We start from the raw sequence: 25,798 nt of genomic DNA, 5'->3' as shown, positions 1-25,798 counted from the left end.
GCCGATGGCAAGGTGAAGCAATGTTGGAGACGTCGGCACGGCTGCTGAAACTGCTGGCCCTGTTGCAGACGCACCGGGACTGGACCGGAGCGGAACTCGCGCAGCGGCTCGGCGTCACCGGGCGCACAGTGCGCCGCGATGTCGAGCGCCTGCGGGAACTCGGCTATCCGGTGGACGCCACGCAAGGGACCGGGGGCTATCGGCTCGGGGCGGGCGCGACGCTGCCACCGCTACTGCTCGACGACGAGGAGGCCGTCGCGGTGGCGGTGGGGCTGCGCAGCGCCTCGGACGGGACGGTGGCGGGCATCGAGGAGTCCTCACTGCGCGCGCTCACGAAGCTGGAACAGGTGCTGCCGCCGCGACTGCGGCATCGGGTGCGCACCCTGCGCGCGGCCACAGTTCGGGTCGGGACGCCGGGCGCGGCGGTGCGGCCGGAAACCTTGATGGCGGTCGCGGAGGCCTGCCAGCGGCACGAGGGTCTGCGCTTCGACTACCGCGCACACGACGGCACGTCGACCCTCCGCAAGGTCGAACCACACAGCCTGGTCCATTTCAGCCGCCGCTGGTACCTGGTCGCGTGGGACATCGATCGGGCCGGCTGGCGCACCTTCCGGGCCGACCGCCTCACCCCGCGCATCCCGACCGGCCCCCGCTTCACCCCGCGTGAGCCACCGGAAGGCGATGTGGCCGAGTATCTTTCGCGGCAATTGTCCACGAACGCCTGGCCGTGCCGGGCGACCGTCCTGCTGCATATCTCCGCGGCGGCCGCGACCGATCGCATCTGGCCGGGCATGGGCGTGCTGGAACCGGTGGACGCCGATTCCTGCCGCCTGCTCGTCGGTGCCGAAACTCCCGCGGACCTGGTTTGGATGATCACGTCGAGCAATCTGGACTTCACGCTGCTCAGCGGCCCACCGGAACTGGTCGCCGCGTTGCGTACCCAGGCCGCGCGCTGCACCGACGCCCTGCGCGATTTTCCCGGCTAGCCGGGTCAGCAGGTCCAATCGAGGACCGGGGCGAACGATTTCGTCTGCACTGCGGCGGGCGTCAGCCGCAGTAGCAGGTTGCGCGCGAATACCGCAGGCGCCGAAGACAGTTGAGCGACGGTGCCGACCCGGCGCGAGCGGGTGACGATCATCTGGGTGCGCGGCCTGCGTTCCCGGTCGTACCGGGCGAGGCCGGTATCCGTGGCGGCGACGCGGGCCAGGATCACCGCGTCTTCCAAGGCCTGGCAGGCACCTTGACCGAGGTTGGGGGTCATGGCGTGCGCCGCGTCACCGAGCAATGCGATGCGGCCCGCGGCGAAGGTCGGCAGCGCGGGCAGGTCGTAGAGATCGTGCTGCAGCACGGCGGATTCCGTTGCGGCCGCGAGCAGTTCCGGAATCGGCGCGTGCCAGTCGCCGAATCGGCGGCGCAGTTCGGCGAGTCCCCCGCCCGGTGCGCCCGCGGGCATATCGGCGGTGGCGAAACAGTAGACGCGGCCATCGGCCAGCGCACCGTAGCCGAAACGTTCACCGCGACCCCAGGTTTCGGCCATCCCCGAGATCGGCTCGGTCGGCGTCACCACGACCCGCCACGCGGTGTAGCCGCTGTAGCGTGGCGCGACGTCGCCGCACACCGCCCGCCGCACGACGCTGCGGATACCGTCCGCGCCGACGACCAGGTCGCCCGTCGAGGTGCCCGCGTCGTGCACGACGGTGCCGTCGAGGCGGGCCTCGCGCACCGAAATGCCGGTGCGCAGCACCTTTTCGGGCAGCTCGGCGCGCAGGAGATCGAGCAGGTCGGCGCGATGCAGCATGATCGGGCTGCCGTAGCGCGCCCGGATCGCCGCACTGTCCACGCGCGAGAGCCAGACTCCCCGGCTGTCCCGGATCCCGGCCGAACCCCCTTCGATCGCCCGGGATCGCACCCGCGCGCCCAGGCCCAGCGCATCGAGCGCACGAAGGGCGTTGGGCCACAGCGAGAGTCCCGCTCCGACCGCGGTGATCGCGGCGGCTCGTTCGAGCACCTCGACCTCCCACCCTTGCCGGGTGAACGCGACCGCGGTCGCCAGTCCCCCGATGCCACCGCCGACAATGATCACCTTTGCCATCGCCCGACTCCTCCCGCTCTCAGCTGACGACAAAGTTACTACATATGTAGTTCAAAAACTACTTTTGTAGTGCAATTCACTACCGATGTAGTATCCCTGACGTGCCTACGAAGCGGGAAATCGTCCTGGATGCCGCGATCGAACTGCTGGGATCGCGTGGTTCCCGCGCGCTCACCCACCGCGCGGTCGACGAGGCGGCGGGCATGCCGTCCGGCTCGACCTCGAACTATTTTCGCTCGCGGGACGCCCTGCTCTCCGGTCTGGCCGAGCGCCTGGAAGAGCGCGACTACGCCGACTGGGACGCGCTGAGCCGGGTACCGGCGCCGAGCACCGTCGACCAGCTCATCGACAGCCTCGCCCTGTTCGTCACGCATGCGATCACCACCGACCGCACCCGCACCCTCGCCAGATACGCCCTGTTCCTGGAGGCACAGGCCGCCCCGGCAGCGCAGGCCGCGGTGCGGCGCGGAAACGAACGGCTGACCGACTGGATTCGCACCATGCTCCGCAACGTCGACGCGGGGCCGGACGTGGCGAAGCTGCTCGTCGACTGTCTCGACGGCGTGGTGCTGCACCAGTTGGCCGGCCCCGCAACGGAGTTCGACGCTCAGCGGGTGGTGGACCGGTTGGTCCGCGCGCTGCTGCTCAGCTGACGATGGCGAACAGCACCGCGGCGACCGCGAAACTCACCACCGAGAGGATGGTTTCGAGGACGGTCCAGGTCTGCAGGGTCTGCTTGACGGTCAGGTTGAAGAACTTCGCGATGATCCAGAAACCACCGTCGTTGACGTGGCTGAGGATGATCGAGCCCGCGGCGATCGCCATGGCGATCAGCGCGATCGACATCTGCGAGTAGCCGTGCTCGGTCACCAGCGGCGCGACGATGCCGCCGGTGGTGACGATGGCGACCGTCGCCGAGCCCTGCGCGATGCGCAGACCACAGCTGATGATGTAGGCCAGCACGATCACCGGCAGCCCGGCCGCGGACATGGTGTCGGCCAGCGCGGTGCCGATCCCGGTGGCGGAGATGACCTTTCCGAAGAACGCGCCGGCGCCGACCACCAGCAGCAGCATGCCGACCGGTCGCAGCGATTCGGCGGTGAGCTCGCTGAGCTCCTGCACGGTGGAACCACGGCGCACGCCGAGCACATAGAACGCGATGAGCACCGCGATCAGCAGCGCGACGGCGGGTGTGCCGAAGAAGGTCAGCACCTGCAGCAGCTGAGAGTCCTTGTCCAGCAACTGGGTACCGAAGGTGGCGCCGAGGATCAGCACCAGCGGGATCGCGATGATCGCGCCGATCAGGCCCACCGACGGCGGTGTGGCCGTCACGGTCCTGGTGGCCGTGCCGGTGCCGCCGCCGGCGCCGTCGGAAATCCGCTCCCCCTCATCGGGAGCGGTTTCCTTCTCCTTGGTGACCAGGAACTCGTCCGGCACCTCGACGTGCACGCGCTTGCCGATGTAGCTACCCCAGACGATGCCCGCCGCGACGAAACCCGGTAGACCGCAGACGAATCCCATCAGGATCAGCCAGCCGAGGCTCACCCCGAGCAGGCCGCCCAGCGCCACCGGACCCGGGTGCGGCGGCAGGAACGCGTGCGTCATCGACAGACCCGCCAGCATCGGCATCGCGTACAGCACCAGCGAACGCCCGCCACGCTTGGCCGCCACGTAGATCAGCGGCGCGAGCACGAAGATGCCGATATCGAAGAAGACCGGGATACCGAAGATGAGCCCGAGCAGTCCCATCGCGAACGGGGCGCCCTTTTCGCCGAACAGGTTCAGCAGCTTGCCGGTGAGCACGTCGGCGCCGCCGGAGCGTTCCAGGATCGCGCCGAGCACCGTGCCGAGCCCGATGATGACGGCGATATGCCCGAGGATGCCGCCGAATCCGGTCTCCAGCAAGGAATCACCGGCTTTGATCGCCGTGCCGACGATCTTCGACACCGGCAGACCGGCGGCCAGCGCCAACCCGAGCCCGGTGAGCAGCAGCGCAATGAACGGCTCCAGCTTGACCTTGATGATGGCGAACAGCAGCACTGCGATCGCGAGCCCGCAGAGCACGAGCAGCCCCGGGGTACTGGTGCGCAGCCAATCTACGGTGGCGCCCATGGGTAGACCTCTCAATTCATGGATCGAACGAACGAGGCCGCGCGGTCGGCGATTTCGGTCCACCGGCCCGCCGCGACATCGGAAGGGGCAACGACGTCGGTGCCTGCCGTGACGGCGATTGCGCCGGCGGCCAGGAATTCGGCGGCGTTGCCCGCGTTGACGCCACCCGACGGGATGAGCGCCACATCTGGAAACGGACCACGCAGGTCCTTCAGGTAGCCGGGCCCGAGTGCCCGCGCGGGGAAGATCTTCACCGCAGCCGCGCCGAGATCGAGCGCGGTGAGCACTTCGCTCGGCGTGAAAGCGCCCATCACGACCGGAATGTCGTGCTGCGCGGCCACCTCGGCGACCTCGGTGCGCAGACCCGGCGTGACCAAGAACTGCGCGCCACTGTCGATCGCGGCCTTGGCCTGTTCCCCGGTGAGCACGGTCCCGACGCCGAGCACCGCGTGCGCGGCGGCCCGCGCGGCCGTGAGATAACCCAGCACACCCGGCGTGGTGAAGGTGAGCTCCAGCGCCCGGATACCGGACGACGCCAGCGCCTCCGCCAGCGCCACCGGATCGGGAATCTCCGGCGCGCGAACCACACTCAGCACCCGGTCGGCCCGGATGGCCGCCATGGCGGCACTGCTCGAGGTCATCAGACTGTCTCCTTTCGCGCGGCGTCCATGCGCAGCGCCCGCCCGGCGAGCGTGCCGGTGGGTGCGCCGTCGTCGATGGCGAAGCGCCCGTTGACGAGCACGTGCGTGATGCCGCGCGCCTGCTGTTTGGGGTCGTCGAAGGTGGCCGTATCGATCACCGAGGCCGGATCGAACACGACGAGATCCGCGGCGTACCCGGTGGCTACGAGGCCGCGATCGCGCAGTCGCAGGCGTTGCGCGGGCCGGCCGGTCAGGTGGTGCACGCAGTCCTCCAGCTCCAGCACGCCGAGCTCGCGCACGTACCGGCCGAGGTAACGCGGAAAAGTGCCCCAGGCGCGCGGGTGCGGACGGGCGGGCGCGAGCAGCGCGTCACTGCCGCCCATGTGCCCGGGGTGCACCATGATCACGCGCACGTTCTCCTCGTGCCCGACGTGCTGCAGGATGCCGGTCGCGAGCTGATCACGTTGCAGCAGTTCGAAGAACACCTCGACCGGCGCCACCGCGCGTTCGGCGGCGATCTCGTCGATCCGCTTGCCGACGTACTCGTCGAGGTCCGCGTTGCCGACCCCGCTGATCTGGATGGTCTCCCATTCGACGGTCACGCCGTGACAGCCGTCGGACCCGTGCACGTCGACATCCTCGGCGATGCGCGCCCGGGTCGCCGGATCGTCGAGCCGGGCCAGCGCCGCGTCCGGACCGCCGGACATCGCCCAGCTCGGTAGGAGTGCCGAAAGCGTTGTGGCGCCGGGCAGGTAGGGGTAGGTGTCCAACGTGATGTCGCAACCTTCGGCCCTGGCTTCGTCGATCAACGCCAGGAACTCCGGTGCGCGACCGCGGTTCACGTGGAAGTTCATGGTGGCGTGCGTGAGGTGCAGCGCGCAGCCGGTGCGCCGGGCCAGGCCGATCATCTCCGCGTACGCCTCGAGCGCGCCCGCACCGTAGGAGCGGGTGTGCGGCGCGTAGAAGCCGCCGAACTCCGCGACCACCTCGCACAGGGCGGCCAATTCGCCGGTGTCGGCGTACATTCCGGGCGTGTAGGTGAGCCCGCTCGACATGCCGACCGCGCCCTCGCGCAGTCCCTGCGCGAGCAGCTCCCGCATGCGCCGGATCTCGTCCGCGGTCGCGGGACGCTGATCCGCGCCGACCACCAGCAGCCGCAAGGTGCCCTGCGGCACGAGATAGGCGGCGTTGGGCGTGATTCCGCGGTCGAGACGGTCCAGGTACTCGGCCACGCTGCGCCAGGAGAAGTCGAGGTCCGCGGGATTGCCGTTCCACCCGGCGATCTGGCGGCGCACCACGTCGAGGGTGGCGTCGTCGATCGGGGCATAGGACAGCCCGTCCTGTCCGATCACCTCGGTGGTCACACCCTGGCTGATCTTGGCGAAATGCCCTGGCTCGGTGAGCAGATGCAGATCCGAGTGCGCGTGCATGTCGATGAAACCGGGGCACAGCACGGCACCGGGCCCGGTCTCGACGACCCGGTCGGCCTCGGCGAACGAGCCGGGGGCGGTGATCTGGGTGATGCGACCGTCGGCGACGCGCACGTCGCCGCGGAAGCGCGGCAGACCGGTGCCGTCGATGATGTCGATCTCGCGAAAAAGTATGTCCGTCATGGCATCCGGCTCGTCAGAAGAAGGTGTGCAGGAAGTCGACCACGCGCGGGGACTCGGCATCCGCGTCGTCGATCACCGGGACGAGCCGCCACTTGTCGAACGCGGTGCACGGGTGCGAGAGCCCGAAGCGCACGACGGTGCCGATCGGCAGGTCCGCGTCCTCGGGCAGGCGCAGGAACAGGTGCTGGTCGTTGAGCGCCGACGTCCGTGCCGCCGGGTCGACCGGCGTATCTTCCGGTCCCGCAATACGTTGCGGGACCGGAAGACCCTCATCGAAGGGCAGATCACGTTTGCCCGCGTCCAGCAGGGCCAGTCCCGGCTCCGGCCGGGAAATGGTGCGTGCCCAGCCGTGCATGGCCGAGCGCAGCGGCTTGTCGCTGCGCGCCGCCGCCAGCGGTGAGATGCCCGCGTAGAAGCCGTCGTCGTGGATGAGGTACGCGCCGGAGCGCAGCACGACGGTGGTCGGCACACCCTGCGCGCCTTGCTCGTCGGCCGATCCGGCGAGTCGCTCCACCACCAGGTCGGGGTAGGCACTACCGCCCGCGGTGATGATCGCCTCGCCCGGATACTTTCCGGCGGCGGCGATTTCGCGGTGCAGGCGGGCGAGCTCGTCCAGGTAGTGCCGCACGGTGTCCACCGCTTCGGGGGTGCGATCGTGCGCGAGCGCGCCTTCGTAACCGCCGACCCCGCCCAGCGTCAGCCGCTGCGCGTCGGCGATGGCGGCCGCGATGGCGTGCGCCTGCTCGACCGTGCGCGCACCCGTACGGCCGTGCGGCCCACCGAGTTCGACCAGCACCCGGACCCGTGCCGCGCCGGGCGCGGTACTCAGGTGCCGGTCCATCAGGGCGACCGTCTCGACACTGTCCGCCCAGCAGACGAACTCGAACGCCGGGTCGTTCGCCAATTCCTCGGCCACCCAGTGCAATCCGACCGGATCGACGAGCGCGTTGGCCAGCAGGATCCGGCGCACGCCGAAGGAGCGGGCGACCTGGACCTGCCAGATGGTCGCCAGCGTGATGCCCCAGCAGCCGGCGGCGAGCTGTTGGGCCCACAGCTGCGGCGCCATCGTCGTCTTGCCATGTGGCGCGAGTTGCACACCCGCGGCGCTCACCCAGTCGGCCATCAGGGCGAGGTTCGACTCGACGGCCGCCCGGTCGATGGTCAGCACCGGGGTTTCGAGTTGCGCGAGCGTCGGTGCGGTGGCGAGGAATTCGCGCACGGTGCGCCCCCAGGCGGCGGGCGGCAGCCCTTTGTGCTCGGGACCGAGCCTCCGGTCTCCGAGTGCTGCTACGACGTCGTCGTCGATCACCACGGCGTTCCTTCCCGCGAATTCCCGCATCAATCTACATAGCTTCTCGCTATTGCATATTCTGCAATGCTTGTTGCGTATCGTGTTTCGTGTGGTTATTCTGCACGGGATGGCCTCTGGCCGCAAGCACAGGAAGGAGATCGGTGTGACGTGGCCTACGTCGACCCGCCCACGAGCGGTGACCGTCGGCGAGGGACTCGCCGTGCTGGTGGCACAGCCGGGTCCGCTGGAAGAGTCGGACACCTTCGAGCGGACCGCGGGCGGCGCCGAAGCGAACGTGGCCACCGTGCTGCCGCAACTGGGGGTCGACACCGCCTGGCTGTCGCGGATCGGCAGCGACGGCTTCGGCCGATACCTGATCGCCCACCTCGCGGCGCGCGGCGTCGACGTGTCGGCGGTCGTCACCGATCCGACCCGGCCGACCGCGGTGTACGTCAAAGAGCGCGGCAGTGGTTCCGGCAAGGCGACCGACCTCGCCGAACGCGCCAGCCGCATGCTGTACTACCGCACCGGCTCCGCGGCCAGCGCGATGTCGCCCGCCGACCTCGGCGCGACCGCCGCGGCCCGCTTGCTCGCCCACTGCGACCTGGTGCACTTCACCGGGATCACCACGGCACTGTCCGATTCGACGACCGAGCTCACCGAGGCTTTGCTCGCCCTCCCCCGCAACGGCCGGCTGGTGAGCTTCGATCTCAACTTCCGTCCCGCGCTGTGGGCACAGCGACTCGATCTGGCCGCGGAGGTGCTCGCGCGACACGTCCGCGGCAGCGACGTGGTGTTCCTCGGCGCCGACGAGGCCGCCGCCGTCTTCGGCACCGGCGATCCCGACGCACTGCGGGCCCAGTTCCCGGAACCCGCGCAGCTCATCGTCAAGAACGACGAGCACACCGTCACCGGATTCGCGGGGGCCGAACGCGTCGAAGTGCCCGCGCTCGGCCTGGAGGTCACCGAGCGGATCGGCGCGGGCGACGCGTTCGCGGGCGGCTACCTCGCGGCCCTGCTGCACGGCAGGCCGCTCGGCCAGCGGCTGCGCTTCGGGCACCTGTGCGCTGCCGCCGCACTCACCGGCACCGGCGACGGCGCCGAGCTACCCCACCCCTCGGTCCTGGAACGGCTCGCCGGCCTGGACGAAAAAGGTTGGGCCGAACTGCATTACAACGAGACCGTCATCGAGAATGTGGTCCTGTGAACCACCCTAGAGTCTGTGAGACGCCGTCATGAGTCAGAGTTTGTCGCGTGCCTTGACCATTCTGGTTGCGCTCGGCGAGGATTCGCGGTCGCTGGACCAGCTGGCCACCCAGCTCGGCGTGCACAAGTCGACCGTGCTGCGGTTACTCCAGACGATGGAGGCGCAGCGCTTCGTCACCCACGACAGCCAGCACCGCTACATGCTGGGGTCGCGGCTGTTCGAACTCGCCAACCGCACATTGGAACAGCGCGACGTGCGCACCCTGGCTCGGCCGCATCTGAGCGCGTTGAACGCCGACACCAGGCAGACCATCCACCTCGCCACCTACGAATCCGGTGAGGTCGTCTACATCGACAAGCTCGACGCCACCCAGAGCGTGCGGATGTACTCCCGGGTCGGCAGGCCCGCGCCGCTGCACTGCACCGCCGTCGGCAAGGTGCTCATCTCGTCGCTGCCCCGCGCCGAATGGCGGGTGATCGCCGAGAAACTCGACTATCACCCGTTCACCGAACGCACCATCCGCACCCCCGAGCGGTACCTGATCGAACTGGAAAAGGTTGCCGCCCTGGGCTATGCGGAAGACCACGAAGAACACGAGAGCTTCGTGAACTGCATCGGCGTGCCCGTGCGCAACGGCACCGGGGCGGTCGTCGCCGCGGTCTCGATGTCAGTGCCGGACATGCTCCTCGACCACGACCAGGTGTTGGCCGAACTACCCCGCGTGCGCGCGGCCGCCGACGCCATCTCCGCCGAACTCGGCTGGGCACCCAGCCGCACCCCCACCGCAACGAAAGGCTAACTGTTCCATGAGTGAAAAGATCGCCGTCCGCACCACCGATGCACCCGCGCCCGCGCACACCTTCTCCCAGGGCGTGCGCAAGGGACCGTTCGTGCAGGTCTCTGGACAGGGTCCGGTGGACCCGGTCAGCAACGAATACCTGTTCCCCGGCGACGTTGCGGCACAGACGATCCGGACCCTGCAGAACGTGAAAGCGATCATCGACGCGAGCGGTGCGACGTTCGATGACGTGGTCATGCTGCGCGTCTACCTGACCACCCGCGACGACTTCGCCGCGATGAACGAGGCGTACGGCGAATTCGTCACCGCCAACACCACCGGCGACGTCCTCCCCAGCCGCACCACCGTCTTCACCGGTCTCCCACGCGCCGAAATGCTGGTCGAGATCGACGCGATCGCCATCGTCACCGAATAGGTCCTTCTGTCCGGCTCGACCAGCTCCCCGGCCGGTCGAGCCGGATCGGCCGGTCCAACCGAGCCGGTCCAACCGGAGCCAGCCGGTCGAGCCTGACCCGGCCACTCGAGCCGGGCCCAACCGGTCCAACCGGGCCAGGCCAGCCGGTCGCGCAGGAGTCGACCTCAGCTTTCCATGGTCGAGCCGGATCGGCCGGCTGTTGTAATCCCTTGCCGTCCCACGGCTCGTCGCTGGGAACACGCTCGGCCCCGGATGTTTTCGGTAGCCGACCCGACCGGTCCGACCCGCTCGTGCGGCGGGTCGGGCCGGTCCGGCCCTCAGGCTTCCGTGGGTGACCCGCTGCCTGGGGAGGCAGCCTCCTTAGGGTCGCCGGGGGAAGCCGGCTTTTCGGCTGCGGGTGCTGCGGCCTTTTTCGCGGGGGTCTTCTTTGCTGCGGGAGTCTTTTTTGCGGCCGCGGTCTTCTTAGCTGCACCAGCCGATTTGGTTGCGCCGGCGGACTTGGTCGCACCGGCAGATTTGGTGGCAGCGGTCGTCTTGGCCGCACCCGTCGCCGTGGACTTCTTTGCCGCAGTGGTCTTCTTCGCTGCGGCTGTCTTCTTCGCCGCACCGGTCGACTTCGCTGCGCCAGTCGACTTGGTTGCCGCCGCCGACGTGGTTGCCGCCGATTCGGACGCTGCCGACGGTTCGGCCGCTGCCGCAGATGTCGTCGCTGCTGCGGCTCCCGCGGATTCGGGCGCGGTGGGTGCCGCGGCAGCGCCGGTCGCGCCCGCTGATGCGGCAGCACCTGTCGCGGTCGCTTTCTTCGCCGCCGTCTTCTTTGCCACGGCAGTCTTCTTGGCCGGGGCCGCCTTTCGCGCAGTCCCCGTCGCCGTGGTCTTCTTCGCCGCCGCGGCCTTGCGTGGGGCACGCCCACCCGCAGCCTTCTTCGCAGCCGCACCACCGGCTGCCGCAGCCGCACCGCCGGCCAGGGCCGCTACCTCGGGAGCACCGGAAACATCCGCCCCCGTGGCCTTTTCAGCGCCCTCGGCTTCCGTGGACGATTCCTCGACCACAGCCGCACCACCGGCCACGGCCTCAGGAGTACCGGAAGGATCGGCGCTCGTGGACTTTTCATCCGCAGCAGCCTCGGCAGTGGTCTCCTCGACTACCGCCGCGCCGGGCTCAGTCGCCGCGTCACCATTCACCGCGACAGGTTCTGCCGCGACGTGCGGGTCGGTACCAACTGCCGACGCCGAAACCGTCTCCGCACCGGACTCGGCAGGCGCGACCGCCTCCGCAGCATCCACCGCGTTGTGCCCGGCGGCTTTTTCGGTGGACGTCACCGAAACCGACTCGGCGACAGCAGCTTCAGCCGCATCGGTGGCGGTGCCGGTCTCAGCGCGGCCGACCCCGTTCTCCGCCGCAGCAACCTCCGGCTCGGTGCGACCCACGCCCGACGCTTCGCCCTCAACAGCGACGCTCTCAGCGGGAAGGTCAGCAGCAGCAGGGGCCTGCGCTGGCTCGGCAGCCGTGTCCGCCTCGTCGGACTCGACCACGGTAGCCGAACCATTTTCCGCCGCAACCTCTTTGGCGGACCCAGCCGCGACGGCGGTCGAACCGGACTCGGCCGAAGCCGCACCGTTTTCCACCCCAATCGTGGGCGTCGCAACCACTGCGGCGTCAGGTCCGGCGGTGCCGTTCGCCGACACGTGGTCGGTGGCAGGCGCTTCCGGCTCTGCGGCGGCACCGTCGGCCGGGACGTCTTCGGCGAAGGCTTCTTCGAGTTTGGCGAGGGCGGCGGCTTTGGCCGAGTCGACCTCGGGGACGACCTTTTCGGTCACGGCGGTCGATGCCTCGGTGGGCTTCACCTCGGCGGCGGGCTCGTCCGCTGGGGCAGCATCCTCGTCCGGCACCACCGCGACCGAATCCGACTCGGCGTCACTCTCCGCCGGGACGACCGCGGCCGTACCCTGTGCCGAATCCGCTTCGGCGACAGCCTCTTCCGCCGAGAACGCGGCAACGTCAGCCTCCTCTTCGGAGACGACTGCGGCCGCCGCCTCCTCGAGGGAGGGAAGCTCGCCGAGGTCGATGTCGTCGACCAGGCTGACGCCGGGGATCGCGTCGAGGAGCTGGCGGGTGTAGAGGTCGGACGGGGTGGAGAGGACCTTCTCGACCGGGCCCTGTTCGACGACCTTGCCGTTGCGCATGACGAGGACGTCGTGCGCGACGGCCCGCACGACCGCGAGGTCGTGCGAAATGAACAGGTAGCTGACGCCTAGCTGCTGTTGCAGCGAGGAGAGCAGGGTCAGGATCTGGTCCTGCACGAGCACGTCCAGCGCGGACACGGCTTCGTCGCAGACCACCAGCGGCGATCCGACGGCCAGCGCGCGGGCGATGGCCACGCGCTGGCGCTGCCCGCCGGACAGCTCGTTCGGATAGCGGTGCGCGACCGCCACGGGCAGTGCGACTTGCTCGAGCAGCTCGGCGACCCGCGCCCGCCGGGACGCGCGATCGCCGACCCCGAAGGCCCGCAGCGGCTCGGTGATCAGCTTCTCCACGGTCCACATCGGATCCAGCGAGGCGTACGGATCCTGGAACACCGGCTGCATCGCACGCCGCGCCGCACGCAGTTGCGCGCCGCGCAGCCCACCGAGTTCGGCGCCGTCCAACCGCACGGTGCCCGCGGTCACCGGCACCAGGCCGAGCACCATCCGCGCGGTCGTGGTCTTGCCCGATCCCGATTCGCCGACGATCGCCGTGGTGCGCCCGCGCTCGATCGTGAACGATACGTCGTCCACCGCCTTGAGCACCCCGCCGCGCCCGCGGATCCGGTACTCCTTGCTGATGTGCGAGACCTCCAGGATCGGAGAAGTCTTGGCGGACTTGCCGGTTGGGGCGACACCGTTGCGCGAGGCGGTCTCCCCGTCGGCGAGCGCGGACGCCGTATCGCCGGCCGTCTCGTCGGTGTCCACGCTGCCGACTGCGACGCCCTCATCGCGCCGCGGTCCGATCAGCGCGGGCGCGGCCGCGACCAATCGCTGCGTGTACTCCTCCTGCGGTTCGGTCAGCACCTGCCGGGCCGGTCCGGTCTCGACGATCCGCCCGTCCGACATCACGATGACCCGGTCGGCCCGCTCGGCAGCCAGCCCGAGGTCGTGGGTCACCAGTAGCAACGCGGTACCGAGTTCCTGGGTCAGCTTCTCCAGGTGGTCCAGGATCTGCCGCTGCACGGTGACGTCCAGGGCCGAGGTCGGCTCGTCGGCAATGAGCAGGTCCGGCCGGCAAGCCAGGCCGATCGCGATCAGCGCGCGCTGGCGCATACCGCCGGAGAACTCGTGCGGGTACTGCCGGGCGCGGCGCGCGGGTTCGGGCAGCCCGGCCTGGCCGAGCAGTTCGATGGCCCGCCCCTTCGCCTCGCGACGCGAGCAGAGCCGGTGTGCCAGCAGGGTTTCCGATACCTGGCGACCGACCCGCGACACCGGGTTCAGGTTCGACATAGGGTCCTGCGGGACGAGTCCGATCTCGCGGCCGCGCAGCTTGCGTAGTCGCTTCTCGTCCGCGTGCGTGATGTCCTCGCCGCGCCACCGCAGGGTGCCGCCGGTGACCCGGCCCGCGCCGGGCAGCAGACCCATGATCGCGTGTGCCAGTGTCGATTTCCCCGAGCCGGACGCGCCGACCACGGCGACCCGCTCGCCTGGCTGGATGACCAGATCCGCGCCGTGCACGGCGGTCGTGTCCCCGAAGGCCACGCGCAACGCACTGACCTCGAGTAGTGGTTGTGTCATAGTCGTTTTTCCCTCAGCGCCTTGTCTTCGGGTCGAGCGCGTCCCGCAGGGCGTCGCCGAAGAGGTTGAATCCCAAGCAGATGATCGCCAGTGCCACACCGGGGAAGATGCCGGGCCACGGCGTGCGGAGCAGGTACTGCTGCGCGTCCGACAGCATGATGCCCAGGCTGGGCGCGGGCGGTTTGATGCCGAGCCCGAGGAACGACAGGATCGCCTCGCCGAGCACCGCGGTCGGCATGATCACCGTGGCCTGCACGATGATCGGGGCCAGCGAGTTGGGCAGGATGTGCTGGCCGAGGATGCGCAGCGGCCCGACGTGCATGGCCTGGGCGGCGAGCACGAAGTCGGTTTCCTTGAGCCGCAACGTCTCCGCGCGCACCACCCGCATCATCACCGGCACCTGCGCGATGCCGAGCGCGATCGCCGCGTCGGTGAGTCCGCCGCCGTTGATGGCGGTGAGCCCCACCGCCAGGATGACGAACGGGAACGCGAGCAGCACGTCGGAGACCCGCGACAGCACCATGTCGAACCCGCGCCAGTACCCGGCGAGCAGGCCGAACGGCACGCCGATGATCACCGCGCACAGCACCGAGAGCACGCCGACCTCGAGCGAGGCGCGGGTGCCGTAGAGCACGCGGGACAGGATGTCGCGGCCGAGATCGTCGGTGCCCAAGGCGAATCCGACGGTGCCGGGCTGCTGGAACGGGGTCGAGAAGTGCACCTCGGCGGGCGAGTACGGGGCGAGCAGCGGCGCGAACACCCCGACGAAGATCACGATCAGCAGCAGCACCGCGCCGACCATGCCGAGCGGGTTGCCCCACAGCTGGCGCAGCACGCGCCCGCGCACCGCGGTCAGCGGCGGTGTCGCCACGGCGGGCGCGGGCCCGGTGTCGGTGACGGTGGGGCGGGGTTCGGTGACTGTCATTGCGCCCTCCCGGACACTCGAACGCGGGGGTCGATCACCGTGTACAGCACGTCGACCAGCAGATTGATCACGATGTAGGCGGCGGCGATGACCAGCACGACCGCCTGGATCACCGGATAGTCGCGGGTGAACACCGAGTCGAGGGTGAGCTTGCCCATGCCGGGCAGGCTGAAGATGCGTTCGGTGACCACCGCGCCCGCGATGAGCCCGCCGAGCTGCAAGCCGACGATGGTGGTCACCACGATCAGGCTGTTGCGCAGGCCGAAGCGGAAGATCACCGCGCCGCGGCCCAGGCCCTTGGCCCGCGCCGTGCGCACGAAGTCGGCGGTGAGCGTCTCCACCATGGACGAGCGGGTCTGGCGCTGCACCACCGCCGCGTGCGCGAGACCCAGGATCAGCGCGGGCAGGGTCAGGAAGTAGATGCCCCGCAGCGGATGTTCCAGCGGGGACACATATCCCGAGGCCGGGAACCAGTTCAGCTGCACCGAGAGGTACAGCACGGCGAGGATGCCGACCCAGAAGGTGGGCACCGACAGGGCGACCAGGGAGAAGCCGTTGGCGGCCCACTCCGGCCAGCGGCCGCGGTACACCGCGGCGATCACGCCGCCGATCACGCCGGCCAGCACCGCGATGAGCATGGCGTAGACGGCCAGCTGGAAGGTCACCGGCAGGGTGGTGCCGATCATGTCGCGTACGGGGGTGCCGGTGCGGATCGAACGCCCGAAATCACCGGTGGCCGAATGCTTCACGAACTCGATGTATTGCGCGAACACCGACTTGTCCAAGCCGAGATCGGCGCGAACCGCGGCGATGGCCTCCGGATTCGCGTCCTCGCCCGCCATCGTGGTGGCCGGATCGCCGGGCAGCGCCCGCACGCCGGCGAAGACCACCATCGAGGCGAGCACCAGCGTGACGGCGGACTGCCATAGCCGATGGAACACGTACTGCAGCATGGGTTTTCAGCCCTTCCGATCAGCGACGTATGCGGCCTTGCCAAGCCGCACCGTGTCGTCGGCGTATACCTCGATGCCGGTCACCCAGGTCGAGTGCACGGTGAGGTTACGCAGACGGTAGGTGTAGATATAGGGGTTCTCCCGCTGGATGAGCCGTACCGCCTGCTCGTACAGCGCGCCGCGTTGCGCGGCGCTGGTGCTGTGCGCGGCCCAGCCGAGCAGATCGTCCAGGGTCGATGAGTTGAATCCGCTGTAGTTACCGGACGAACCGGTGGTCAGGAAGCGAGAAGTGTTGCCGTCCGGGTCGAGTCGGCCCGACCAGCCGAGATACAGGATCTCGTAGGTGCCCTTCTTCTGCGCGTCCAGCATGCTGGAGTATTCGGCGGGCACGAGCTTGAGGTCGAATCCCCCCTCCGCGACGACCGCGCGCATCTCCTGGGCGTACTCGAGCTGATCGGCGACGTTCATCACCTGCATCGTCACCGGATACGGAATCTGCACGCCCGCTTCGGCGAGCAGCTCGCGGGAGCGCTGTGGATCGAAGGTCGGGCATACCGTGCTCGCCTTGGTGGCGTAGGAGGTGCGCGGCGCGATCGGGGTACACGCGGGCTCGTACCAGTTGTGGAAGGCCTTGTCGACCAGGGCTTCCCGGTTGATGCTCAGCGAAAGCGCCTGCCGCACCTTGGCATCGCGCGCGATCGGGGTGTTGATCTGCTTGACCGGCTTGCCCGCGCCGTCGACATTGCCGATGTTGATATAGAGCCCTTGGAAACCGAACGATCCCGATTGCAGCACCCGCAACTGCGGCATTTTCGACAGGGCGTCGATATCGTCCGGGGACATCGTGTCGGCGACCTGGATGTCACCGGCGCGCAGGCTCTGCGCGCGCATCTTGGCATCCGGCATGATCCGGTAGGTGATGCTGTCGAAGTGCACGTTCTTCGCGTCGTAGTACAGCGGATCGCGGGCCACGGCGATCGAGGTCTGCGGCACCCGCTTGACGAACTTGAACGGCCCGACGCACACCGGGTTGTCGCCGAAGTTGTTGCCCGCCTCCTTCAACGCGGCGGGTGACATGATCATGCCCGCGCGGTCGGCGAGCGCCGCGGTGATCGGCGCGAACGGCTGGTGATACCGGATCACCACGTGCGAGGAATCCTCGGTGTCGATCTCGCTGATCGGGCCCATCTCACCGGTGCGCTGCGAACCCGGCATCGTGAGGTGACGCTCCAGGCTGGTCTTCACCGCGGCGGCGTTGAACGGTGTGCCGTCGGCGAATTCGATGCCGGTGCGCACCGGAATGGTCACCGACAAGCCGTCCGGGGAGATGGTCGGCAGCGCGGTCGCCAACTGCGGCACCAGATTTCCGGAGGAATCGTTGTCGTAGAGCTTCTCGCAGATCGTGCTCATCACGTAGCGCATGTAGAGCGAGCTGGACGTGGTCGGATCGAGCTTGTCCGGATCGTTCGACAGACCCATGATGAGGTCGCCACCCTCGCGGACCGGCTGCGAGCCGACCGGCGTGCCGTAGTCGTCGACGTGCGTGACGATCGGGGTGACGGGTTGCGGCGATGCACAGGATGCGAGCGCGACGGCTACCACGCCGAGGATCGCCATCCGTGTGAAGCGAGCGAGCATGCGCTACAAGATACTTCACCTTGTTGCACTTTTCTCACTCTCTATTCCTTTTTGTACATTGTTCTCATTATGGTCATCGGATGAAATCGGCCGAGCCGAAAAGAATGGTACGGAAAACAGCGATCCGGCGTTTGCCGGACCGCTATTTCCTGAAACAGGTGAAGCTAGCGTCCCCCGATTCGACTGTTCAGCTTTTCCCGCCTGCGACGAAGGCGGCCTTGCCGAGCCGCACCACGCCGTCCTGGTACGCCTCGATGCCGGTCACCTGCTTCGAATGCACCGTCAGCACGCGGATGCGATAGGTGTAGACGTACGGGTTGTCCTGCTGGATCAGCGCGGTCGTCTTGCCGTACAGCTCGGCGCGCTGCGCGGGATCGGTGCTGCGCGCGGCCTTTCCGAACAACTCGTCCAGCTCGGGATTGCTGTATCCGGCGTAATTGCCGTTCGAGCCGGTGGTGAGGAATTTGGTGATGTTCGCGTCCGGGTCGAGCCGGCCCGACCAGCCCAGGTACAGGATCTCGTAGGTACCGCGCTTCTGCACGTCGAGCAGGGTCGCGTATTCGGTGGGCACGATCTTCAGATCGAATCCGCCCTCGGCCAGGCTCGCCTGCCAGGCCTGCGCGTAGCGCAGCTGATCCGGGGTGTTGGTGACCTGCATGGTCACCGTGTACGGCAGCTGCACGCCCGCCTCGGTCAGCAGTTGCTTGGCCCGCTCCGGATCGTAGGCGGGGCAGGCGATCCCGGCCTCGGTCGCGTAGGTACTGCCCGGCACGATGCCCGAGCAGGCCGGTTCGAACCAGTTGTTGAAGACGGTGTCCACCAGCGTCTTACGGTCGGTGGCCAGCGAGAACGCCTGCCGGATCCGTGGATCCTTCGCGATCGGGGTATCGATCTGCTTGGTCGGCTTACCCACACCGTCGACGTTGCCGATATTGATGTAGGCGCCGTAGAAACCGAGCGAACCCGATTGCAGCAGCCGCAGATCCGGGTCCTTGGCCAGCGCGTCCACATCCTGCGGCGAGATCGTGTCGGCGACCTGGATATCGCCCGAACGCAGGTTCGCCGCACGGATATTGGCGTCGGTGATGATCCGATAGGTGACCTTGTCCAGGCGCACCTTCTTCGCGTCGTAGTACAGCGGGTCGCGGACCACCTCGATGGAGGTCTGCGGCACCCGCTTCACGAACTTGAACGGCCCGACGCAGACCGGGTGATCGGCGAAGTTCTTGCCCTCGTCCTTGGCCAGCGCGGCGGGCGACATGATCATGCCCGCGCGGTCGGCCAGGGCCGCGGTGAACGGCGCGAACGGCTTCTTGAACTTGACCACCACGTGCGCCGGATCGGCCACCTCGATGCCCGCGATCGGCCCCATTTCGCTGGCTCGCTGCGAGGTTTTCATCGTCTGGTGCCGCTGCAGGCTGGTCTGCACGGCGGCGGCGTCGAACGGTGTGCCGTCGGCGAATTGGATGCCGGTGCGCACCGGGATGGTGACGGTGAGGCCGTCCTCGGAGATGGTCGGCAGCGCGGTCGCCAGCTGCGGCACCAGCTTGCCCGCGGAGTCGTTGTCGTAGAGCTTCTCGCAGATCGAGCTCATGACGTAGCGGGTGTAGAGGGAGCTGGAGGTGGTCGGGTCGAGCTTGTCGGGTTCGTTGGACAGGCCCATCACCAGGGCACCGCCGTCGCGGACCTGCTGCGTACCCACGGGCGTGCCGAAATCGTCTGTATGCGTTGCGGTTCCAGCGGGATGCTGTACCGGTGCGCAGGAAGCGAGCGCGGCGGCGGTGACGCCGAGCACGATCATCCGTGTGAAGCGAGCGAGCATGCGCTACAAGATACTTCAATACGCCGAATTTTTCGCACCCACCATTCCTTTTCGTACATTGTTCTCCCGGCGGTAGCGGCGGGAAACCACGCGGGCGAAAGAATGGCACGAAAAATAGCGGTCCGGCTGTGCCGGACCGCTATTTTCATGACGTGTTGAGTTATCGCCCCGCGGCGTAGCCCTGCATGCCGCGCGGATTGGCGCCCGCGGAAAGGACCCCGGCCTCGGGATCACGGGCCACCGCGCACAACCGGCCCTCCGACCACGGCGGCCCCACGTTGACCTGGTGGCCCCGTCGTTCCAGGTCCGCGATCACCTCCGGATCCATCCGGGACTCGACGAACACCGCACCCGGGCTCATCGCGCGGGGATAGAACGACCCGGGGAAGCTTTCCTGGTGCCAGTTCGGCGCGTCGATCGCGCCCTGCAGATCCAGCCCGCCGCGCACGCGCTCACGCAGCACCACCGACAGGAAGAAATGCACGCTCCACTGATCCTGCTGATCGCCGCCCGGCGTGCCGAACGCCATCACGGCTTCCCCGTCGCGCAACGCCATCGAGGGGCTGAGCGTGGTGCGCGGACGACGGCCCGGCTGCAGCGAATTCGGTAGTCCCGGCTCCAGCCAGGACATCTGTAGTCGGGTGCCGAGCGGGAAACCCAGTTCGGGCACAACGGGATTGGACTGCAACCAGCCACCGCTGGGCGTCGCCGCGATCATGTTGCCCCAGCGGTCGACGATATCGACCTGACAGGTGTCGCCCTTGGTGGCGCCGGAGGTGGCGACCGTCGGTTCGCCCGCGCCGAGCGGAACCTCGGTCGCGCCAACGGAATTCGTCTGGACATAGCCACTGAGTCGGGGCCGCAGGCCGTCCGGGCTGCCGGGACGCAGCTCGAAGGAGGCCTGCGGCCCGATCAGCGCACTGCGTTGTGCGTTGTACCAAGGAGAAAGCAGTGTCGACATCGACACCTGTGCGCTGTCCCCGTACCACGCCTCTCGATCGGCCATCGCCAGTTTCGAGCCTTCGATGAGAGTGTGGTAGTACTCCGGCGTGCCGTATTCGAGCCGGTTCGGCAGCAATGCCAACTGCTGCAGGAACACCGGACCCTGGCTCCACAGTCCCGGCTTGGCCACGGTCCAGCCATTCCAGGTGTAGGTCACCGGATTTTCATACGACGCAGTGAAGTTCGCGAGGTCGTCACCGGTCAGGGTGCCGACGTGCCGCTCGCCCGAGGTGTCCATGGTCGGGCGGTCGCTGGCCGCGACCAACGCCTCCGCGATGAACCCCTCGCGCCAGATCTTGCGCGCGGCCTCGATCTGGCCTTCCCGGTCGCTGCTCGCCGCCTCGGCTTCGGCGATCAGGCGGCGCCAGGTGGCGGCCAGCACCGGGTTGCGCAGCAACGCGCCCGCGGCGGGCGGCTTTCCGTCACGCAGGTAGAGCTCGGCGGAGGTGGTCCACTCGTGCTCGAACAGCTCGGCGACCGTCGAGACGGTCTCGCCGACCCGCTCCACCGCCGGGTGGCCGCGCTCGGCGTTCCAGATCGCGAACGACAGCACCTCGGACAGGCGCTTGGTGCCGTGGTCGCGCAGCAGCAGCATCCAGGCGTCGAACGCGCCGGGCACGGCGGCGGCGAGCGGGCCGGTGCCGGGCACCAGATCGAGACCGAGGGCGTTGTAGCGCGCGATCGTCGCGGCGGCGGGCGCCGGACCCTGACCGCAGAGCACCCGGGGCGGCAGGCCGGCGGGCGCGAGGATGATCGGCACCTCACCGGCCGGGCCGTTCAGATGCGGCTCGACCACATGCAACACGAAACCCGCGGCGACCGCCGCGTCGAAAGCGTTGCCGTCGTCCTCGAGCACCGCCATGGCGGCGGCGGAGGCGAGCCAGTGGGTGGACGACACCATCCCGAAGGTGCCCTGCAGGGTCGGTCGCGTGGTGAACACCTGATGAGTATCACCCGACGATCTTGGTTACGTCCAAGACATCTATTGCACCAAACCGATAGCCTATGGTTATGGAACGCCAGCAGCTCGAGTACTTCGTCGCGATCGTCGAGCACGGTGGATTCACGCACGCCGCACGGGCGCTACGGGTAGCCCAGCCGTCGCTGTCGCGGGCCATCGGCAAGCTCGAGCGCGAGCTGGAAGTGCCGCTGTTCCACCGGGTCGGCCGCAATGCCGTGCTGAGCAACGCGGGCCAGCTGATGGTCGACCGCGCACGGCAGGTGCTGCGCGATCTGGACGCGCTGCGCGCAGCCGCCCAGGCCGTCGGCGCTGGTGTCGTCGGTCGGGTGGATGTGGCGGCCACCTCATCCTCCACCTTGGAGCCGGTGATCGGCACCATAGCCGCGCTACGCGAGCATCACCCCGGCGTGACGGTCGGCACCTGGTCCGCGCTGTCCGCCGCCGAGGTGGTCGCCATGGTGTTGCGCGGACGCTGCGAGGCGGGTGTGTGCGGCAGCGCGGAGCGGCCCGCCGGACAGGGTTTGGTGGCCCATCACCTGCGCGACGAACAGTTCCTGCTCGTCGCGCCGCCGGGTACCGAGATCGGCACGGACGGCACCGTGGCGCCGAAAGATCTGCGCGGCATGAGCTTCGTGCTGCCGCCGCCGGCCACCGCGGTCCGCGCCCGCTTCGACCGGCTCGCCGCGACCGTCGGCGATCTGCGCATCGTCGCCGAGGTGAGCGACCGCAGCGTGGTGCTGCCGATGGTGCTGCGCGGCATCGGCGCCGGCCTCATGCCCGACGGGTGGCACGACCTGGCCTGCCGGGCCGGCGCCGCGGTCTACCGGTTCTCCCCGCCCGAACAGCTGCCCCAGTGGCTGGTCTATCGCAGCGGACCCTTGACCGCGGCAGCCCAAGCCTTCGTCGAAACCACCCTGACCCAAGCCGCGGCGGTGCGGACCCCCACCAAATCGCCCGCCTGAGCCCGTCCCGCCGCCGGGCTCTCGCACCCCTTCTGACCTCCCGCACCACTTCCGCGTTCGCGCACCCGCTACGACCGGCCACAGCGGGTGCGGGAACACGAAACCGGTGCGCGAACCACCGCGACGCGGGCCGTGCAGTCCGGGGGCGCGCAGGTGCCTAACCCGAGTTGCGCAGGGCGGTGGCGAGGCCGTTCATGGTCAGCAGGATGCCACGCTTCACCAACTCGGAGTCGTCGCCGGCGCGGAGCCTGCGCAGCAGTTGGACCTGCATCTGGTTCAGCGGCTCCAGGTACGGGAAGCGGTTGTGGATCGATTCGGCCAGTGACGGGTTGTCCGCGAGCAGATGGTCGTTGCCGGTGACCGCGGCGTGCATGCGGATGGTCCGGGCGTGCTCGTCCTTGATCATCCCGAAGATCTGCTCGCGCAACGCGACGTCGTCCACCAGTTCCGCGTAGCGCGCCGCGATAGCGAGATCGCTCTTGGCCAGCACCTGCGCCAGATTCGACAGCACGGTGCGGAAGAACGGCCAGCGCTCGTACAGGTCGGTGAGCGTCGCGAGGCGCTGCGGATCGTCGCCGATCCATTCCTCCAGCGCCGTGCCGGTGCCGTACCAGCCGGGCAGCATCACCCTGGCCTGGCTCCAGGACATCACCCACGGGATGGCGCGCAGGTCCGCGACCGAGTTCGTCGGCTTGCGCGAGGCGGGCCTGCTGCCGATGTTCAGATCGCCGACCTCGGCGACCGGGGTGGACTGACGGAAGTACTCGACAAAGCCCGGAGTGTCGTGCACCAGCCGGGCGTAGGCGGCGCGGGCGCGCTCGGCGAGTTCGTCCATGAGTTCGTAGGAGGGCTCCGCGTCCGGGCCGAGGCCTTCCACGTCTAGCAGCGTCGATTCCAGCGTGCCCGCGATCAGCGACTCCAGGTTGCGATGCGCCGCACCGGGTTCGGCGTACTTGGCCGCGATCACCTCGCCCTGCTCGGTCAGCCGCAGCGCACCGCGCACCGCGCCCGCGGGTTGGGCGAGGATGGCGTCGTAGCTGCGGCCGCCGCCGCGGCCCACCGTGCCGCCGCGACCGTGGAAGAGCCGCAGCCGGATACCGGACTTGCGCGCCACCTCGACCAGCTCGAGCTCGGCCCGGTACAGCGCCCAGTTGGCGGCCAGATATCCGCCGTCCTTGTTGGAATCGGAGTAGCCGAGCATCACCTCCTGGCGCATCCCGCGCGCGGCGACCAGGTCCCGGTAGACCGGAACATCCAGCGCCGCAGACAGTGTCGCCGCCCCGGCGGCGAGATCCTCGATCGTCTCGAACAGCGGGACGATGCCCACCGCACAGCTCGGCGGCCCGTCCGGCTCGCCCGGATCGAGCAGCCCGCCCTCCTTCAGCAGCAGCGCCGCCTCCAGCATGTCGCTGACCGAGGTGCACATGCTGATGATGTAGTTGGGCACCGCCTCGCTCCCGAAGGTGCTCACCACATCCCGTGCGGCACAGACGATGTCGACTTCCTTGCGAGCCAGCTCGCTGAGCCTGGCGTGCGGGCCGAGCAGCGGGCGCCTGGTCCGCAGCTCCGCGGCCAGCAGCTCCACCCGCTCGGGCTCGGACAGGCTCGCGTAGTCGGCGTGCACCCCGGCCCAGGCCAGCAGCTCAGCCACCACCTGCTCGTGGATCTCCGAGTTCTGCCGCATGTCCAGCCCTTGCAGGTGGAACCCGAAGGTCTCGATCGCATGCCGCAACGCGGCCAGCCGGTGATCGGCTAGCAGGTCGTCACCACTGGCCCGCAGCGAAGCGTCGACGGCGTCGAGATCGTCCAGCACATCCTGCGGGGTTCGATACGGCTCGGCGCCGACGTCGAGACCGTCCGCCGGTACCTCTCCGAGCGCACGCACCGCCGTAGCGGTCAGCCGTCCCCGGATACGATGCAGCGCACGACGATACGGCTCGTCGGCATGCGTGGCCGGTTCCGGATAACCGGCCTCGGCCAATGCGGCGACCGCCGGCGTCACCGGCACCAGCCGTACCGAGAGCGCCAGCACCTTCTCCAGTTCGACCAGGTCGCGCAGATAGCGCGAGAACGCCACCGTGGCCGCCTGCTGCCCGGCCTGGCGCACCACATCGGCGGTGACGTACGGGTTTCCGTCCCGGTCGCCGCCGATCCACGAGCCCGGCCGCAGGATCGGGCGCGGCAGCAGTTCCACGCCGGGCCAGCGCGACCGCAGCGCCGCCCGCACCTCGGCGTTGATCGCGGGGATCACGTCGAACAGTGTGATGTCGTAGTAGCGCAGGCCCACCGAAATCTCGTCCTGAATCCGCAAGCGGGCCAACCGGATCAGCGCGGTGCGCCACAGGCTGAGCACCTGACGACGGATCTGCTGCTCGAAATCCGCGCGCTGCCGCTCGGTTTCGGTGTAGCGCTGCCGCAACCGCATCAGCTCGGTGATCCTGGTCTGCGCGTCGAAAACGGTGCGGCGGCGGGTCTCGGTGGGGTGCGCGGTGATCACCGGCGACACCAGCGCGTCGGCCAGCAGGTCGGCCACCTCGGCACCGTCGAGCGCCGCGGCGTCGAGCTTGCGATAGGTGGCGGCCAGCGACGAATCCTGCGGCGGTTCACCGGCGGCCTCGTGCGCCGCGCGACGACGATCGCGCTGGATGTCCTCGGCCAGATTGGCCAGCAGCACGAAATAGCTGAACGCGCGGATCAGCGGGAGCGCGACCGCGATGTCGACGCCGTCGAGCATCTCCGCGACCGCGCTGCGGTCGACCTCGGCGCGCCGCACCCGGAACGCCTCGATCCGCACCTGCTCGATCAGGTCGAACACCTCGGGGCCCTCGTGATCACGGATGGTGTCACCGAGGACGCCGCCGAGAAACCGGATGTCGTCGCGCAGCGGCCGGATCGCGTCCTGCTGCGCCTCGCTCGTCGATTCGCCCATGATCAAACAGTATTGCCGCAGGCGCGACGGTGGTATGCGACGGATCCCACACCCGATCCCCCGACGCCCTCGCCCCGCGGGCAAGGCCGGCCGGTCGGCCCCCGAGACACCAAGGGGGCCACCGATTTCCGCCGCTATCCGGCCAAGACCTGGGAGAACCGCAGGTGGTTGCCCCACGGGTCGCGGAAACCGCAGTCCCGCATCCCGTACGGCTGGGTGATCGGGTCCTGGGTGACCTCGACGCCCGCGTCGCGCAGCCGGGCGAAGGTCTCGTCGACCGCCTCGGTGGTGAAGATCAGCATGCCCGCCGCCCCGTTGGCGAGCCGGGCCTGCATCGCGTCGCGGGCGGCCGGATCCGGGTTCATCGAGGGCACCTCGAGCAGGAATTCCAGGCCCGGCTGTCCGGCGGGACCGACCGTGAGCCAGCGGCCGCCGGGGAACGGCATATCCTGGCGCAGCTCGAGACCGACCACGTCGCGATAGAACTCCAGCGCCTTGTCCTGGTCGCCGACCAGCAGCGCGACGTGGGTGAGTGCGAGATCTTTGCCGTTGCTCATGTGCGTGTTCTCCTCGATAGGTGGGTCGAAAGTACTGACGGCGGGGCCCTGCCGAATTCATCGAAGCGTATGGAGTCGCCGACCACCACCGATCCGGACGGCCCGCGGAACCGAA

General features: G+C 68.9%; 18 protein-coding genes and 1 pseudogene. 6 read left to right on the top strand and 13 right to left on the bottom strand.

Annotation, left to right across the window (positions count from 1 at the left end):
* Window positions 1–20: 20 nt before the first annotated feature.
* Window positions 21–986, top strand: a complete 966-nt coding sequence (locus O3I_RS13435) for a helix-turn-helix transcriptional regulator (protein ID WP_014983469.1) — start codon at window positions 21–23, stop codon at window positions 984–986.
* Window positions 987–991: 5 nt separating this feature from the next.
* On the opposite strand, the gene O3I_RS13430 is transcribed toward O3I_RS13435, so the two are convergent.
* The gene (locus O3I_RS13430; protein WP_014983468.1) at window positions 992–2,092 is read right to left on the bottom strand and encodes an FAD-dependent monooxygenase; all 1,101 of its coding nucleotides are present in this window, start codon (window positions 2,090–2,092) and stop codon (window positions 992–994) included.
* Between the two features lie 101 nt (window positions 2,093–2,193).
* On the opposite strand from O3I_RS13430, the gene O3I_RS13425 reads away from it, so the two are divergent.
* Window positions 2,194–2,745: a TetR/AcrR family transcriptional regulator gene (locus tag O3I_RS13425; RefSeq protein ID WP_014983467.1), complete on the top strand. Its 552-nt coding sequence runs from the start codon at window positions 2,194–2,196 to the stop codon at window positions 2,743–2,745.
* On the opposite strand, the gene O3I_RS13420 is transcribed toward O3I_RS13425, so the two are convergent.
* The 4 genes from O3I_RS13420 to O3I_RS13405 are packed head-to-tail and all read right to left on the bottom strand — an operon-like array spanning window position 2,738 to window position 7,797.
* Window positions 2,738–4,204, bottom strand: coding sequence for a GntP family permease (locus tag O3I_RS13420; protein ID WP_014983466.1), 1,467 nt, complete (start codon window positions 4,202–4,204; stop codon window positions 2,738–2,740). The genes O3I_RS13425 and O3I_RS13420 overlap by 8 nt on opposite strands.
* A gap of 11 nt (window positions 4,205–4,215) precedes the next feature.
* Entirely contained in the window at window positions 4,216–4,845 is a 630-nt protein-coding gene (locus tag O3I_RS13415; RefSeq protein WP_014983465.1) for a bifunctional 4-hydroxy-2-oxoglutarate aldolase/2-dehydro-3-deoxy-phosphogluconate aldolase, read from the bottom strand.
* Entirely contained in the window at window positions 4,845–6,458 is a 1,614-nt protein-coding gene (locus tag O3I_RS13410; protein WP_014983464.1) for an N-acyl-D-amino-acid deacylase family protein, read from the bottom strand. The genes O3I_RS13415 and O3I_RS13410 overlap by 1 nt, the downstream gene beginning before the upstream one ends.
* Window positions 6,459–6,471: 13 nt before the next feature.
* Entirely contained in the window at window positions 6,472–7,797 is a 1,326-nt protein-coding gene (locus tag O3I_RS13405) for an alanine racemase (RefSeq protein WP_014983463.1), read from the bottom strand.
* A 115-nt stretch (window positions 7,798–7,912) separates the two neighbouring features.
* On the opposite strand from O3I_RS13405, the gene O3I_RS13400 reads away from it, so the two are divergent.
* The 3 genes from O3I_RS13400 to O3I_RS13390 are packed head-to-tail and all read left to right on the top strand — an operon-like array spanning window position 7,913 to window position 10,170.
* Window positions 7,913–8,956, top strand: coding sequence for a sugar kinase (locus O3I_RS13400; protein ID WP_237748294.1), 1,044 nt, complete (start codon window positions 7,913–7,915; stop codon window positions 8,954–8,956).
* A 28-nt stretch (window positions 8,957–8,984) separates the two neighbouring features.
* Window positions 8,985–9,755 (top strand): IclR family transcriptional regulator, encoded by a 771-nt coding sequence (locus O3I_RS13395; protein ID WP_041562593.1) that lies wholly within the window; start codon window positions 8,985–8,987, stop codon window positions 9,753–9,755.
* A 7-nt stretch (window positions 9,756–9,762) separates the two neighbouring features.
* The gene (locus O3I_RS13390; protein WP_014983460.1) at window positions 9,763–10,170 is read left to right on the top strand and encodes a RidA family protein; all 408 of its coding nucleotides are present in this window, start codon (window positions 9,763–9,765) and stop codon (window positions 10,168–10,170) included.
* 2,087 nt (window positions 10,171–12,257) lie between these two features.
* Here O3I_RS13390 and O3I_RS46275 read toward each other — a convergent pair.
* The 6 genes and pseudogenes from O3I_RS46275 to O3I_RS13355 all read right to left on the bottom strand — a co-directional run.
* A pseudogene (locus O3I_RS46275) lies at window positions 12,258–13,934 on the bottom strand (dipeptide ABC transporter ATP-binding protein); the annotation flags it as partial.
* A gap of 13 nt (window positions 13,935–13,947) precedes the next feature.
* A complete protein-coding gene (locus O3I_RS13375) occupies window positions 13,948–14,859 on the bottom strand; it encodes an ABC transporter permease (protein WP_014983458.1) in 912 nt (303 codons plus the stop codon).
* Complete coding sequence (locus O3I_RS13370) at window positions 14,856–15,812, bottom strand: ABC transporter permease (protein WP_014983457.1); 957 nt, start codon at window positions 15,810–15,812, stop codon at window positions 14,856–14,858. Before O3I_RS13370 ends, O3I_RS13375 begins: the two co-directional genes overlap by 4 nt.
* Before the next feature lie 6 nt (window positions 15,813–15,818).
* Window positions 15,819–17,450 carry an ABC transporter substrate-binding protein gene (locus tag O3I_RS13365; RefSeq protein WP_014983456.1) on the bottom strand — a complete coding sequence of 544 codons (1,632 nt, stop codon included), beginning with the start codon at window positions 17,448–17,450 and terminating at the stop codon, window positions 15,819–15,821.
* A 187-nt stretch (window positions 17,451–17,637) separates the two neighbouring features.
* Window positions 17,638–19,272, bottom strand: coding sequence for an ABC transporter substrate-binding protein (locus tag O3I_RS13360; RefSeq protein WP_014983455.1), 1,635 nt, complete (start codon window positions 19,270–19,272; stop codon window positions 17,638–17,640).
* A gap of 160 nt (window positions 19,273–19,432) precedes the next feature.
* Entirely contained in the window at window positions 19,433–21,214 is a 1,782-nt protein-coding gene (locus O3I_RS13355; protein ID WP_014983454.1) for a gamma-glutamyltransferase family protein, read from the bottom strand.
* A gap of 71 nt (window positions 21,215–21,285) precedes the next feature.
* Between O3I_RS13355 and O3I_RS13350 the strand changes: the two genes are divergently transcribed.
* Window positions 21,286–22,197, top strand: coding sequence for a LysR family transcriptional regulator (locus tag O3I_RS13350; RefSeq protein ID WP_014983453.1), 912 nt, complete (start codon window positions 21,286–21,288; stop codon window positions 22,195–22,197).
* 157 nt (window positions 22,198–22,354) lie between these two features.
* On the opposite strand, the gene ppc is transcribed toward O3I_RS13350, so the two are convergent.
* On the bottom strand, window positions 22,355–25,126 hold the full coding sequence (gene ppc, locus O3I_RS13345) for a phosphoenolpyruvate carboxylase (RefSeq protein WP_014983452.1): 2,772 nt from the start codon (window positions 25,124–25,126) through the stop codon (window positions 22,355–22,357).
* Between the two features lie 134 nt (window positions 25,127–25,260).
* On the bottom strand, window positions 25,261–25,683 hold the full coding sequence (locus O3I_RS13340; RefSeq protein ID WP_014983451.1) for a VOC family protein: 423 nt from the start codon (window positions 25,681–25,683) through the stop codon (window positions 25,261–25,263).
* Window positions 25,684–25,798 lie beyond the last annotated feature (115 nt).

The organism is Nocardia brasiliensis ATCC 700358, from assembly GCF_000250675.2.
Taxonomy (GTDB): Bacteria; Actinomycetota; Actinomycetes; order Mycobacteriales; family Mycobacteriaceae; genus Nocardia; species Nocardia brasiliensis_B.
Note: the sequence above shows the minus strand (reverse complement) of the source record. Positions and strands in the feature narration are given on the sequence as shown.